The organism is Xanthomonas sp. NCPPB 2864, from assembly GCF_056675615.1.
In genome coordinates, this window is sequence record NZ_JBWWVS010000003.1 from 474,868 (window position 1) to 488,567 (window position 13,700).

The following is a 13,700-nucleotide window of genomic DNA, read 5'->3' on the forward strand; positions in this document are numbered from 1 at the left end:
AAGCATTGACGAGTTGCAGCTGGCGAACAAGGCCGCAGCGCTTATTCGAGGCATAGGATTTTCCTATGCGGCCACCGCACGCAGAAGATCGGCGATCAGGCCGAAGGCCGGTGCGCGGCCTGCGCCCTGCCGCCACAACAGCCCGATCTCCCTATAGTAGCGTCCGCCTTTGATCGGCCGGACCACGACATCGTCGCCCTCGCGGATTTCCTGGCGCACATACAGGTCTGGCAGCAGTGCAAGACCCATGCCCATCCCGGCCATCTGGCGGATCGCATCCAGGCTGGTGCCTTCGTAATCGCGCAGCACATTAGCGCCGACGTCCATGGCGATCGCCGCCACCTGTTCGGCCAGGCGGTACTCGGGCATCAAGGTGAGCAGGTTGGCGCCGCGCAGATCGGCCGGCGTGATGCAGGTCTTGGCCCGCAAGGGATGATCGGCGGCCATGGTCACGTGCAGCGATTCGCGGAACAGCCGCTCGCTGTGCAGGCCGCGCCCGGCCACCGGCAATTGCGCCAGGATCAGGTCGTGCACGCCGCTGGCCAGGCCGCTGGCGAGCGCGGTCGGCAGGCCTTCGCGCACGTGCACGCGCAGTGCCGGATGTTCGCGGTGCAGGCGCGCCACCAGACTCGGCATCAGGTAGGCGCCCAGCGTTGGCGACACGCCCAGCCGGATGGTGCCGATCAAGGTGTCGGCCGAGGTGGCGCGGACCTCTTCCAGATCGGCGACGTCCAGCAGGATGCTGCGCGCGCGTTCGAGCAGGTCGCGCCCCAACGGCGTCAGGATGGCCGGCACGCCACGTTCGAACAGCGCGGCGCCGACGATGGTTTCCAGCGCACGGATCTGCTGCGACAGCGAGGGTTGCGACACGCCCATCTGCTCGGCGGCGCGGGTGAAGCTGCCGGTGTCGGCAAGCGCGACGAAATAACTGAGCTGGCGAAGGGTGGTTCTGGGGCGGGGCATGCGTGACGTCGTCAGGTGGGGCGCGTGGGGGCGCAGGATCGGCCCGGGCCGCTGCCGCGGACACGCCGGCATGACAGCACACGCCGGTGTCACCCAGGCGTCATTGATCGATGAACTGCAGCCGCGCCAGTTCGGCGTACAGGCCGCCTTCGGCGATCAACTGCGCGTGCGTGCCCTGCGCGACGATGCGGCCGGCATCCATCACCACGATGCGGTCGGCCTTGAGCACGGTGGCCAGGCGATGGGCGATGACCAGCGTGGTGCGGCCTTCCATCAACCGGTCCAGTGCCTGCTGCACGGCGCGTTCGCTCTGCGCATCCAGCGCGCTGGTGGCCTCGTCTAGCAGCAGGATCGGCGCGTCCTTGAGCAAGGCGCGCGCGATCGCCACCCGTTGCTGCTGGCCGCCGGACAGGCGCGTGCCGCGTTCGCCGAGTTCGCTGGCGTAGCCCTGCGGCAGGGCGCGGATGAAACTGTCGGCCTCGGCGGCCGCGGCGGCGGCCTGCACCTCCGCATCGCTGGCGTCCAGGCGCCCATAGCGGATGTTGTCGGCGGCGCTGGCGGCAAACAGCGTGGGCTGCTGCGGCACCAGGGCGATGCGTTCGCGCAGCAGTACCGGGTCGGTATCGCGCAGGTCCACCTCGTCGATACGCAGGCTGCCGCTGACCGGGTCGTGGAAGCGCAGCAACATCGCCAGCACCGTGCTCTTGCCGGCGCCGGAGGGCCCGACCAGCGCCACGGTTTCGCCCGGATGGACATGCAGGTCGAAGCCATCCAGCGCCGGCGCATCGGGGCGCTGCGGATAATGGAACACCACCTGATCGAAATGGATCGCGCCGCGCAGTGGCTGCGGCAAGGGCTGCGGCGTGGCCGGGGCGACGATCGCCGGCTGCTCGTCGAGCAATTCGCCGACCCGGCCCATGCCGCCGGCCGCGCGCTGCAACTCGTTCCAGACCTCGGCCAAGGCACCGACCGACCCGCCACCGATCAGCGCGTACAACACGAACTGCCCCAGCGTGCCGGGGGTCATGCGTCCGGCGATCACATCGTGCGCGCCCAGCCACAGCACACCGACGATGGCGCCGAAGATCAGCATGATCGCCACCGCCGTCACGGTGGCCTGGGTGCGGATGCGCAGCCGTGCGGTATCGATCGCGGCGAACAGGGCCTGGCTGAACCGCTGGCTCTCGTAGCGCTCGCGCGCATGCGCCTGCACAGTGCGCACCGCGCCCAGCGTTTCGGCCGCCAGCGTGTTGGCATCGGCAACGCGGTCCTGGCTGGCGCGCGAGATCTTCTGCAGGCGGCGTGCACCCAGCACGATCGGCAGCACCGCCAGCGGAATGCCGATCAGGGTGAAGCCGGCCAGCCGCGGGCTGGTCACGAACAACATCACCATGCTGCCGATCACCGTCACCGAGCTGCGCAGCGCCACCGACATGGTGGTGCCGATCACGCCGCGCAGCAGCTCGCTGTCGGCCGACAGGCGCGACACCAACTCGCCGCTGCGGCTGCGATCATGGAAGCCGGCGTCCAGTCCGATCAGATGCGCATACAGGCGGCCGCGCAGGTCGGCCACCACTTTTTCGCCCAGCAACGCGACGAAATAAAACCGCGCGGCCGTTGCCACCGCCAGCACCACCGCCACCGCGAACAACAGTGCGAAGGCGTGGTTGATCTGCGAGCCGCCGGAGAAACCATGGTCGATCATCTGCTTGACCGCCGCCGGCAGGCTCAACGTGGCGGCCGAGGAAATGGCCAGTGCGATCAGCCAGGCGGCGAACAGGCCACGCTGGCGCTGCACGAACGGCCACAAGGTGCGCAGGCTGCCAAGCTTCCGCAACGGGTTGGGCCTGGCGGCGGCTGGCTGGTTCATGCGGCTTCCGGTGATGAGAGATGGACACGGTTGCGAGTGGCGTCGCACAGGCGCGTTTTCAAGCCGGCCAGTTGATCGGCAGGCAGTTGCACGCGCAGTGCCGCGCCCTGCGCGTCGAAGCGCTCGTCCAGCTTGTCGGCGTGGAAGGCGCTCAAGGCAGCATGCACCAGGCCCAGGTCGTCGAACCGGCATTGCAGGTCGAGCAGCGACAACGCAATCAATGGCTGTCGCGCCGCCAGTCGCAGGCATTCGGCTGCGGCGCCGCCGTAGGCACGCACCAGCCCACCGGCACCGAGCTTGATGCCGCCATACCAGCGTGTGACCACCACCACCACGCGGTCGTAGCCCTGGCCATCGATGGCCGCGAGAATTGGCCGCCCGGCGGTGCCGCTGGGCTCGCCATCGTCGCTGGAACGGTAGTCCTGCCCGAATCGGTAGGCCCAGCAGTTGTGGGTGGCATCGGCAACGGACACGCGCTGCACGATCTCCAGCGCCTGCGCGGGAGAGTCCAGTGCCGCAGCGTTGGCCAGAAAGCGACTGTGCTTGATGTCCAGGCTGTGGTGCGCGTCAGCGGCGAGGGTATCGAGCATCGTCGCCATTCTATGCGAGCCGCTCGCGCCGGACGCCGCAGCCATCGTGACTGCCGTTGCAAGCTTGCAGATCGGCAGGGGGTTGGGCGGTGCGTTGCGACCGGGCGGATGTGCAATGAGCGCGCGAGCTCCCGGGCGGTTGCGCCGGGGCGCTGTCGTTGCTCTGTCGACCTGGCGAGCAACGTGACGCACGATTCGGGTCGTGGCAGGCGCCGCCGGGTGCGGCATCGCGCCGAGCGATGGCCGCATAAGTGGGACATGGCCCGGTGCGTGGCTACTTCCACACAGCTGACGTATGACTACAGCGCCGCTGCGTGCCTCCTGAGGCGCGTGCCTGACGCCGGGCCTGGCCTGCGATGGGACAGGGAGCGTGCGTCGCCCCGCATCACACCAGGGTGGAGCGGCGCTTCTCGTCGATCCACTTGGAAGCCTGCGCCGGCGTGTAATGCTGCATCCACTCCAGCATCTGTTCGATATCGGCGCCGTACCACAGGTCGCTGCGCTGGTCCGGATGCAGGAAGCGCTCTTCCACCATGCGATCGATCATGCCGATCAGCGGTGCGTAAAACCCTTCGATATCCAGGAACGCGCAAGGCTTGTTGCCGATGCCGAGCTGGCGCCAGGTGAGCATCTCAAAGATCTCTTCCATGGTGCCGAAGCCGCCGGGCAGGGCGACAAAGGCATCGGACAGCTCGAACATGCGCATCTTGCGCTCATGCATGGAGCCAACGATTTCCAGCGTGGTCAGCCCACGGTGCGCCACTTCCCAATCGGCCAGCTGCTGCGGAATCACCCCGGTCACCTCGCCACCAGCCGCCAGCACCGCATTGGCCACGGTGCCCATCAGCCCGACATTGCCGCCGCCATACACCAGCCGCAGGCCCTGCTCGGCGATGCGCTGGCCCAGCGCAGTGGCGCGCTCGGCGTAGGCGGATTTGTTGCCGGCATTGGAGCCGCAGTAGACGCAGATGCTTTTCATGGGATTCGGGGGTTGGGATTGGAGATTGGTAAAAGCGAGGCTGCGCTGCTGATTGCAGGTGATGCCATCGGCAGGGGGCGCGCTGAATTGTTTGAGTTCTTGCCTGGCTTGAAAAACATAACGCCGGGTTTTCACCCGGCGCCATGTCATTGCCGGAGAGGGCCGGGACGGAGAGCCGCAGTTGCGAATCCCCAATCCCGAATCCACCAATCCCGGTCAGTTGGCCTTATGAATCGCGCGCTTGCTCACTGCCATCGCGGCATCGTGGATCGCTTCGGACAGCGTCGGGTGGGCGTGGCAGATGCGAGCCAGGTCGTCGGCCGAGCCGTTGAATTCCATCGTCAGCACGCCTTCGTGGACCAGCTCGGAGACGCCCACACCGACCAGGTGCATGCCCAGCACGCGGTCGGTTTCGGCATCGGCGATGACCTTGACGAAGCCGGCCGGCTCGCCCATGGCCACGGCACGGCCGATCGCCGCGAACGGGAAGCTGCCGGCCTTGTAGGCGACGCCTTCGGCCTTCAACTGCTGCTCGGTCTTGCCGACCCAGGCAATCTCCGGCTCGGTGTAGATGACCCACGGAATGGTGTCGAAGTTGACGTGGCCGGGCAGGCCGGCGATCAGCTCGGCGACCGCGATGCCTTCCTCGAAGCCCTTGTGCGCCAGCATCGGCCCGCGCACGCAGTCGCCGATGGCCCACACGCCGTCGACGCCGGTATGGCAATGGCCATCGACCTCGATCTGGCCGCGGTCGGTCACCTTGACGCCGGTGCCGTCAGCCAGCAGGTTCTTGGTGGCGGCCTTGCGGCCCACGGCCACCAGCAGCTTGTCCACGGTCAGGGTCTGCTCGCCGGCGCTGTCGGTGTAGCTGAGCACCACCTGCTTGGCATCGCCGCTGCCGGTGATCTCGGTCTTGCTGACCTTGGCGCCCAGCTTGATATCCAGGCCCTGCTTCTTGAATTCCTTCAGCGCGGTCTTGGCCACTTCGGCATCGGCCAGCGCCAGGAAATCCGGCAGCGCTTCGAGGATGGTGACCTCGGCGCCCAGGCGCTTCCACACGCTGCCCAGTTCCAGGCCGATCACGCCGGCGCCGATCACGGCCAGGCGCTTGGGCACGGCGGTGAAGTCCAGGCCGCCGACGTTGTCGACGATGGTGTCGCCGTCGAACTTGGCGAACGGCAGCTCGATCGATTCCGAGCCGGCCGCAAGGATCACGTTGGTGCCCTTGAGTTCGATCTCGCCGCCTTCGTGCTGTGCGACCTTGACGATGTTGCCCGGCAGCAGCTGGCCGAAGCCGTAATACGGGGTGATCTTGTTCGCCTTGAACAGCATCGCGATGCCGCCGGTGAACTGCTTCACGATCTTGTCCTTGCGGCCGATCATGGTGGGCACGTCCATCTTGGCGTCGTTGAAGCTGATGCCGTGGTCGCCGAACAGGTGGCCCATGTTCCAGAACTGGCGCGAGGAATCCAGCAGCGCCTTGGACGGAATGCAGCCCACGCGCAGGCAGGTACCGCCCAGCGCCGGCTTGCCATCCTTACCGATAGCCGCGTCGATGCAGGCGACCTTCATGCCCAGCTGGGCCGCGCGAATCGCAGCGTGATAACCGGCCGGACCGGCACCGATGACGACGACGTCGAATTGTTCTTGTTCGCTCATTCTTCGCTCACGAGATTGGGAATTGGGGATTGGGGATTCGTAAAAGCGGGATGCTCGGGAAAGGGCGGCTCTCGCCAATCCCCAATCCCGAATCCCCAATCCCGGCTTTCATCACAGACCGAACAACATCCGGCCCGGGTTTTCCAGCTGATTCTTGATGTCGACCAGGAACTGCACCGAGTCCTTGCCGTCGATGATGCGGTGGTCGTAGGACAGCGCCAGATACATCATCGGGGCGATCACGACCTGGCCGTTCTCGGCGATCGGGCGCTCCTTGATCGCGTGCATGCCCAGGATGGCGCTCTGCGGCGGGTTGATGATCGGGGTCGACAGCAGCGAGCCGAAGGTGCCGCCGTTGGTGATGGTGAAGGTGCCACCCTGCAGATCGTCCAGGCCCAGCTTGCCGGCGCGGGCCTTGGCGGCGTAGTCGGCAATGCCCTGTTCGACGTCGGCAAACGACTGGCGCTCGACGTTACGCAGCACCGGCGTGACCAGGCCCTTGTCGGTGGACACGGCGATGGAGATGTCGCTGTAGCCGTGATAGATGATGTCGTCGCCGTCGATCGAGGCGTTGACCAGCGGGAAGCGCTGCAGCGCGTTGGCGGCGGCCTTGACGAAGAAGCTCATGAAACCGAGCTTGATGCCGTGCGCCTTCTGGAACTCGTCCTGCAGTTCCTTGCGTGCGGCCGAGACCTTGGCCAGGTTGACCTCGTTGAAGGTGGTCAGCATCGCGGTGGAGTTCTTGGACTCCATCAGGCGCTTGGCGATGGTCTTGCGCACGCGGGTCATCGGCACGCGCTCTTCCGGACGGGCGCCGGACGCCTTGCCCACGCCGCCGGCCTTGGCGAAGTTGACGATGTCTTCCTTGGTCACCGCGCCACGACGGCCGGTGCCTTCGACCTGGGCCGGATCCACACCCTGGGTGATCGCGGAAAAACGCGCACCCGGCGGCAGCGCATCGGCAGCGGACTTGGATGCAGCCGCAGGCGCAGCGGCAGCAGCCGGGGCCGGCGCGGCGGCCGGGGCAGCAGCGGCAGGCGCCGGTGCCTCGGCCTTCTTCTCGTCGGCCGGTGCGGCCGCAGCCACGGCGCCTTCTTCGATGATCGCCAGGATCTGGTTGCTGGTGACGGTGCTGCCGGCTTCGAACTTGATTTCCTTCAGCACGCCGTCGACCGGCGAAGGAACTTCCAACACGACCTTGTCGGTTTCCAGGTCGACCAGATTCTCGTCGCGCTTGACCGCTTCACCGGCCTTCTTGTGCCAGCTGGCGATGGTGGCGTCGGAAACGGATTCGGGCAGTACCGGAACTTTGACTTCGGTGGCCATTCGGGGAGCGTCCTAGGGTTTTCGTTCTTTGGGGAAGGTGAGTTATTCAGCGACTTGGTCGTTGAACGGATTGAGGAGCGCATCGGCGACCAGCTTCTGCTGTTCGACGATGTGGTCGGCCATATGGCCGGCGGCAGGCGAGGGCGAACGGGCACGGCCGGCGTAATGCAGGCTCTGGCCGCTGGCCAGGCAGAAGTTCAGGTGGTGGCGGATCTGGTACCACGCACCCTGGTTCTGCGGTTCTTCCTGGCACCACACCACGTCGGTGGCGTTGGCATAGGCCTTGAGCTCGGCGGCCAGCTGCGCACGCGGGAACGGATACAGCTGCTCCACGCGCAGGATGGCGACGTCGTCCTGACCACGCTTGGTCTGGTCTTCGAGCAGGTCGTAATAGACCTTGCCCGAGCACAGCACCACGCGCTTGACCTTGCCGGCATCGGCCTTGGCGTCGGGAATCAGATGCTGGAACTCGCCCTCGGCCAGTTCTTCCAGGCTCGACACCGCCAGCTTGTGGCGCAGCAACGACTTGGGCGTCATCACCACCAGCGGCTTGCGGGTGGTCATGCGCATCTGGCGGCGGATCATGTGGAAGCACTGCGCCGGCGTGGTCGGCACGCAGACCAGCATGTTCTCCAGCGCGCACAACTGCAGAAAGCGCTCCAGACGCGCGGAGCTGTGCTCCGGGCCCTGGCCTTCATAGCCGTGCGGCAGGAACAGCGACAGGCCCGCGATGCGGCCCCACTTGGCTTCGCCAGCGGCGATGAACTGGTCGATCACCACCTGCGCGCCGTTGGCGAAGTCGCCGAACTGCGCTTCCCAGATGCACAGCGCATTCGGGTCGGTGGTGGAGTAACCGTACTCGAAGCCCATCACCGCTTCTTCGCTGAGCAGCGAGTCGATGATGGTGGCGTCTTCGGGGTTCTGCACCAGCTGGCGCAGCGGCAGGTGATAGCTGTCGGTCTTCTGGTCATGCAGGATCGCGTGACGGTGGAAGAACGTGCCGCGACCGGCGTCCTGGCCGACCAGGCGCAGCTTGTGGCCTTCGGCCAGCAAGGTGGCATAGGCCAGGTTTTCGGCAAAGCCCCAGTCGCCGGCCTGCTCGCCGGCGGCCATCTTGACGCGGTCGTCGTAGATCTTGCCGACGCGCGCATGCAGCTCGACGCCTTCCGGAATCGTGGTGATCAGCTTGGCCAGACGGTCCAGCTGCTCGCGCTTGACGCGGGTGTCGACCGGATCGGCAGCGGTGCCGACCAGATACTTGGACCAGTCGATGGCGAATTCGTCCGGCTTGCGCGTCGCCAGTTCGGTGGTGTACTCGCCCGAATCGAGCTTGTTGCGGTAACCGTCGACCAGCGCCTTGGCCTCGTCGGCGCTCAGCACGCCGTCGCTTTCCAGCTTGGCGGCGTACAGCTCGCGGGTGGTCTTGTGCTTGCGGATGGTCTGGTACATCACCGGCTGGGTCGCTGCCGGTTCGTCGGCCTCGTTATGGCCCCAACGGCGGTAGCAGACCAGGTCGATGACCACGTCCTTCTTGAACTGCTGGCGGAATTCGTAGGCCAGCTTGGACACGAACATCACCGCATCCGGGTCGTCGCCGTTCACGTGGAAGACCGGCGCGCCGATCATCTTGGCCACGTCGGTGCAGTACAGCGTGGAACGGGCGTCGTCGCGGGCGCTGGTGGTGAAGCCGATCTGGTTGTTGACCACGATGTGCACGGTGCCGCCGACGGCGAAACCGCGCGCCTGCGACATCTGGAACAGTTCCATCACCACGCCCTGGCCGGCGAATGCGGCATCGCCGTGGATCAGGATCGGCAGCACGGTCTTGCGCTCGGCATCGCCGAAGCGTTCCTGACGCGAACGCACGCTGCCGACCACGACCGGGTCGACGATTTCCAGGTGCGAGGGGTTGAAGGCCAGCGCCAGATGCACCTGCTTGTCGCCACCGACCGCGATGTCGGCCGAGAAGCCCATGTGGTACTTCACGTCGCCGGTGTGGGCGCGGTCGTCGTGGGCGTGCTCGAACTTGCCTTCGAACTCGTCGAACAGCTTGCGCGGGTTCTTGCCCAGCGTATTGACCAGCACGTTGAGGCGGCCGCGGTGGGCCATGCCGATCACGATGTCCTTGACCTGATCGTTGCCGGACTGGCGAATGATCTCGTCCATCATCGGGATCAGCGCGTCGCCGCCTTCCAGCGAGAAGCGCTTCTGGCCGACGTACTTGGTGTGCAGGTAGCGCTCCAGGCCTTCGGCGGCGGTGAGCCGCTCCAGCGTGCGCTTGCGGCTGGCCGCGTCGCCGGCGATCTTGCCGCCGGCATCTTCCAGGCGCTTGTAGATCCACTGGCGCTGGTCGAATTCCTGGATGTGCATGAACTCTGCGCCGATGGTGCTGGCGTAGGTCGCCTTCAGGCGGGCCAGCAGGTCCTTCAGCTTCATGCGCGGCTGGCCGCCGACGCCGCCGGTGCTGAACTCGCTGTCCAGATCCGCCTGCGACAGGCTGTGGAACGGCAGGTCCAGATCGGGCGGGTTGACCGGCGGGGTCAGGCCGAGCGGGTCGAGCTGCGCGCCGAGGTGGCCACGCGCACGGTAGGCGGTGATCAGGCGGCCGACGTTGCGCTCGCGCTCGTCACTGGCCGCGGCGCCGGTGCCGGCGTTGGCAGCCTGCTTGGAGGCGGTGAGGATGTGGGCAATGGCCGCCGAGTGCGGCACATCACCGGCATCGTGACCCTTGAAGCCATCGAAATAGCTCTTCCACTTCGGGTCAACACTGTCCGGGGCGACGAGGTACTGCTCGTACAGATCCTCGATATAGGCGGCGTTGCCGCCGGCGAGCTGCGATGACTGTGCGAACTGCTTTAGGAGATTATCCACGATGGTAAGTCGGGTCTGCTGTGGGGATGATTGTGCGGAAGCGGCGGGGCGAGATGCCCTGTCGGTCGGTCTCAAATCTCGAAAAATTATACCCCCTTGCGCTAGTGAGGGGGCGTCTGCCAGCTGACCGGACGGGTAGGTGCAAGCGCCTGGCGCCTACGTGCGAAGGGCGCTGCGGTCTCAGATGCCGAGTGCGCGTGGTTCGTTCCAAAGCGCGCTGCGCTCCCATATCTGCGCGAATTCGCGCTCCAGCTGGCGGCTGCGCGCCGCGCCCGACAGCCAGGTTTCGCCATCGTCGAAGCGATGGCCTGTTGGACGAAAGTAGTAGGCGTCATCGCCCACCACATAGGCCGACGCGTAGCTGGCATCGACCGGATCGCTGACCGCACGGAACCGGAACACGCTGGGCAGGCGCTGGGCCAGCCGCAGCATCGCACTGCTGTTGGCGCCCGCGACGGCGGTGTCCTGCACCAGCACCTGCACGCGCTTGTCGTGGCGGGCGGTGGCGAAGCGGCGCAGCGCATCGAGCACTGCGGGGTTGTCGAACAGCGGCGGATCCAGTGCCCGCGTATAGATCAGCACCTGGCGGCGTGCGGCGCACAGCAGGCCGGTGGTGGCAGCCAGGGCCGCGCGCAGGTCGTCCACCGCCATCGGGCCGTCGAGACGGCGGTGCAGGGGCCTGCCCGGGCGATCGCCCGCCGTTGCCGCGCGAGCGGGGTGCAGGTCGGCAGAGGTGTCCGGCAGGAAGCCCAGGCGTGCGAACACGGCCTCGGCGTCTGTGTTCACGCGGGTTTGCAGGCCGGGCCAGCCGCGTTGTTGTGCGGTGGCGACGGCGGCTGCGAGCAACCGGTCGGCCAGGCCGCGGCGGCGCCAGCCCGGCAGCACGCCGAGCCGGTCGATGCGCCGATCCGCCGTCAGCCGCACCGAGCCGATCAACTGGCCGTCCTCGCTGCGCAGCGCCAGGTGCAGGCTGAGCGGGTCCAGGGCGTCCCAGTCGGCAGCGCTGTCCTCGGTGCTGCCGGTGCCGCAGGCCAGGCGCAGCGCACGCAGGGCTGCAGCGTCGGACGCCGCATCCAGCGAAACGATCTGCAGCCCGGCGTGGGAACTCATGCGCGCTGGTCGGACCCGTCGTCGCCAGCGTCCGATGCCGCGTCGTCGTCGGCCAGCCCGCTGTCGTCGTCCTGGTCGGCATCCTCGCCTTGTTCGGCCTCCTCAGCCTGGGCCGGACCGTCCGCGGCATCGGCGACCTGCTCGACGTCGGCCTCGGCGTCGATGTCATCGTCCGCGTCCGGCGTGTCGGCCCCGGCGTCGGCATCGTCGTGGTCGCCCGACAGGCTCAGGACGTGGCCCTGGTCGTCGTCGATGTCCTCGATGTCGTCCTCCGCGTCCTCGTGGGCGCGCTGGTAATGGCCCTGCGCCAGCAGCTCCAGCACCACCTCGCGGCCACGGTTGGACAGCTGCGCATACAGCGTGCCGTCGATCTCTTCGGCTGCGGCCAGACGTGCGGCATCCTTGGCCGACAGCGCGAATTCCAGGCCGCTGCAGAACAGGGTGGCGCCACGCTTGGCGCGCCGCCAGGCCAGCCGCGACCAGGGGTGACGGTGCAGCAGCACGCCTTCTTCCAGCGCCTGCTCGACCGCCTCGCGGGGAATCGGTTCGGGTGCCGGCACCACGTCGCCGGAGGCGCGGTAGGTGGTCATGAAGCGGCCGAACCAGTCGCCCAGGCGATCCGGGTCGTTCATGCGCAGCGCGTTGAGCGCTTCGACCACGCGGTTCATCGCGGTGACGTCGATCTCGTACGGATCGGCCGGCACCTTGAGGTCTTCGTCGTGATAGCGCACCGCCTCGTCGGCATCGGCGATCAAGGTGTCCAGATAGTCGCCGATCAGCTCGGCCGAGGACGGCGCGCGGGTGCCGATGGAGAAGGTCAGGCAGGCGTCTTCGGCCACGCCGTGGTGCGGCACCAGCGGCGGCAGGTACAGCATGTCGCCAGGGCCCAGCACCCAGTCGTGGGTGGGCTTGAAGTCGCGCAGCAGCTTGAGCTCGACATCGTCGCGGAACGCCAGCGGCGCGGCCTTGCGGCCCTGCTGCGCGCGTGCGTCGATCTGCCAGCGGCGGTGGCCCTGGCCCTGCAGCAGGAACACGTCGTAATGGTCGACATGCGCGCCGACCGAGCCGCCGGTGGCGGCGAAGCTGATCATGATGTCGTCGATGCGCCAGCGCGGCAGGAAGCGGAACTGTTCCAGCAATGCGCGTACGTCGGCGTCCCACTTGTCCACGTCCTGCACCAGCAGGGTCCAGTCATGGTCGGGCAGGCCGGGGAAGTCGGTTTCCTGGAACGGGCCGGTGCGCACGTTCCAGTCGTCGGTGGCGCGGTCGTGGCTGATCAGGCGTGCCAGCACGCCGTCTTCGCAGGCCAGGCCGGCCAGGTCTTCGGGCTGCAGCGGGGACTGGAAGTCCGCAAACGCGTTGCGGATCAGCAGCGGGTGCTTGTGCCAGTAGTTGCGCAGGAAGCGCTCGACCGGCATGCCCAGCGGCTGGTCGCGGGTGGCATGGATCTCGAAGGGCAGTGGCGCGCCTTTCCTGGCGGCGATCTTTTTTGCGGGGGTCTTTTTCATGGTGTCACGGGTCCGACTGGAGGGCCGGCGCGGTGCGGCCGGCGAGGTGGCTTATTGTCGCCCAGCCCGCCATGCGCTGCCTTGCATGCGGGTGTCGCGGTGAGGTTGCGGTGCGCGTCCGGGCCATGCACGGCCGGGGATGCACCTGGGTGTCTCGGTGTCAGCAGATCAGCGGGTGGAGATCTGGTTGTTGCTGCCGTAGTCGTTGACCATCGCAGTGCCGGATTGCTGAGTGATGCGGTTGCCGCGGCCGTGCAGCGTGGCGGAGGCGATCGCCTGCGCCTGTACCTGGTTGTCGTCGCCCGGCACCAGCAGCGTGCCGATGCGGCCGGCCTTGAGTGTGGAGGTGCGGCTGAACAGTTCGATGGTGCTGGCATCGCCGGCAAGGGTGACCTGGGCATCGTTGCCGACCATGCGCACTGCCTCGGCGCGCTCGATCTGCACGATCGCATGCTGGCCCAGTACTGCGATCGTGCCGCAGTCACCCTTGAGGACCAGATTGGCGTTATGGCCGGTCAGATCGACGTTATGGCCGTCGCAGCTGACCGTGCCGCTGGTCGAGGTGACCATCAGTGTCGGCCGCTCGCTATTGCTGGCGACCTGGGTGGCGCCGTCCATGCTCGGAACCGACGGAACAGACGGAACAGACGGAACCGGTGCGGCCGTCACGCCGGCCGGCGCGTGCGGCACGGCAGCGGCGGAGTCGGGCTGCGAGTCGGGAGTGGCCTGCTTCCCGCAGGCCAGCAATCCGCAGGCCACCGACGCAAGCAGGGAGACAGACAGCAGCGCGCGCAATGCCATGGCAATACTCCTGACAGCTGGAT

At 67.2% G+C, this 13,700-nt stretch carries 10 protein-coding genes; all 10 read right to left on the bottom strand.

What is annotated here, in order from left to right:
• Positions 1 to 63: 63 nt before the first annotated feature.
• The 10 genes from AC1KVE_RS10390 to AC1KVE_RS10435 all read right to left on the bottom strand — a co-directional run bounded on the left by AC1KVE_RS10390 (position 64) and on the right by AC1KVE_RS10435 (position 13,677).
• Positions 64 to 963, bottom strand: coding sequence for a hydrogen peroxide-inducible genes activator (locus tag AC1KVE_RS10390; RefSeq protein ID WP_481092727.1), 900 nt, complete (start codon positions 961 to 963; stop codon positions 64 to 66).
• A gap of 100 nt (positions 964 to 1,063) precedes the next feature.
• Positions 1,064 to 2,833: an ABC transporter transmembrane domain-containing protein gene (locus AC1KVE_RS10395; RefSeq protein ID WP_481092728.1), complete on the bottom strand. Its 1,770-nt coding sequence runs from the start codon at positions 2,831 to 2,833 to the stop codon at positions 1,064 to 1,066.
• On the bottom strand, positions 2,830 to 3,432 hold the full coding sequence (locus AC1KVE_RS10400; RefSeq protein ID WP_024939326.1) for an IMPACT family protein: 603 nt from the start codon (positions 3,430 to 3,432) through the stop codon (positions 2,830 to 2,832). Before AC1KVE_RS10400 ends, AC1KVE_RS10395 begins: the two co-directional genes overlap by 4 nt.
• A gap of 376 nt (positions 3,433 to 3,808) precedes the next feature.
• Entirely contained in the window at positions 3,809 to 4,402 is a 594-nt protein-coding gene (locus AC1KVE_RS10405; RefSeq protein ID WP_184434101.1) for an LOG family protein, read from the bottom strand.
• A gap of 216 nt (positions 4,403 to 4,618) precedes the next feature.
• Complete coding sequence (gene lpdA / locus AC1KVE_RS10410; RefSeq protein ID WP_104608029.1) at positions 4,619 to 6,061, bottom strand: dihydrolipoyl dehydrogenase; 1,443 nt, start codon at positions 6,059 to 6,061, stop codon at positions 4,619 to 4,621.
• A gap of 111 nt (positions 6,062 to 6,172) precedes the next feature.
• Positions 6,173 to 7,387 (bottom strand): dihydrolipoyllysine-residue succinyltransferase, encoded by a 1,215-nt coding sequence (gene sucB / locus AC1KVE_RS10415; RefSeq protein WP_065048889.1) that lies wholly within the window; start codon positions 7,385 to 7,387, stop codon positions 6,173 to 6,175.
• Between the two features lie 42 nt (positions 7,388 to 7,429).
• The gene (locus tag AC1KVE_RS10420) at positions 7,430 to 10,258 is read right to left on the bottom strand and encodes a 2-oxoglutarate dehydrogenase E1 component (RefSeq protein ID WP_049818127.1); all 2,829 of its coding nucleotides are present in this window, start codon (positions 10,256 to 10,258) and stop codon (positions 7,430 to 7,432) included.
• A 180-nt stretch (positions 10,259 to 10,438) separates the two neighbouring features.
• Positions 10,439 to 11,368, bottom strand: coding sequence for a GNAT family N-acetyltransferase (locus tag AC1KVE_RS10425; protein ID WP_166771146.1), 930 nt, complete (start codon positions 11,366 to 11,368; stop codon positions 10,439 to 10,441).
• A complete protein-coding gene (locus tag AC1KVE_RS10430) occupies positions 11,365 to 12,852 on the bottom strand; it encodes a ribosomal protein uL16 3-hydroxylase (protein ID WP_481092732.1) in 1,488 nt (495 codons plus the stop codon). Before AC1KVE_RS10430 ends, AC1KVE_RS10425 begins: the two co-directional genes overlap by 4 nt.
• A 192-nt stretch (positions 12,853 to 13,044) precedes the next feature.
• The gene (locus AC1KVE_RS10435; protein ID WP_481092729.1) at positions 13,045 to 13,677 is read right to left on the bottom strand and encodes a DUF3060 domain-containing protein; all 633 of its coding nucleotides are present in this window, start codon (positions 13,675 to 13,677) and stop codon (positions 13,045 to 13,047) included.
• Positions 13,678 to 13,700: the final 23 nt, after the last annotated feature.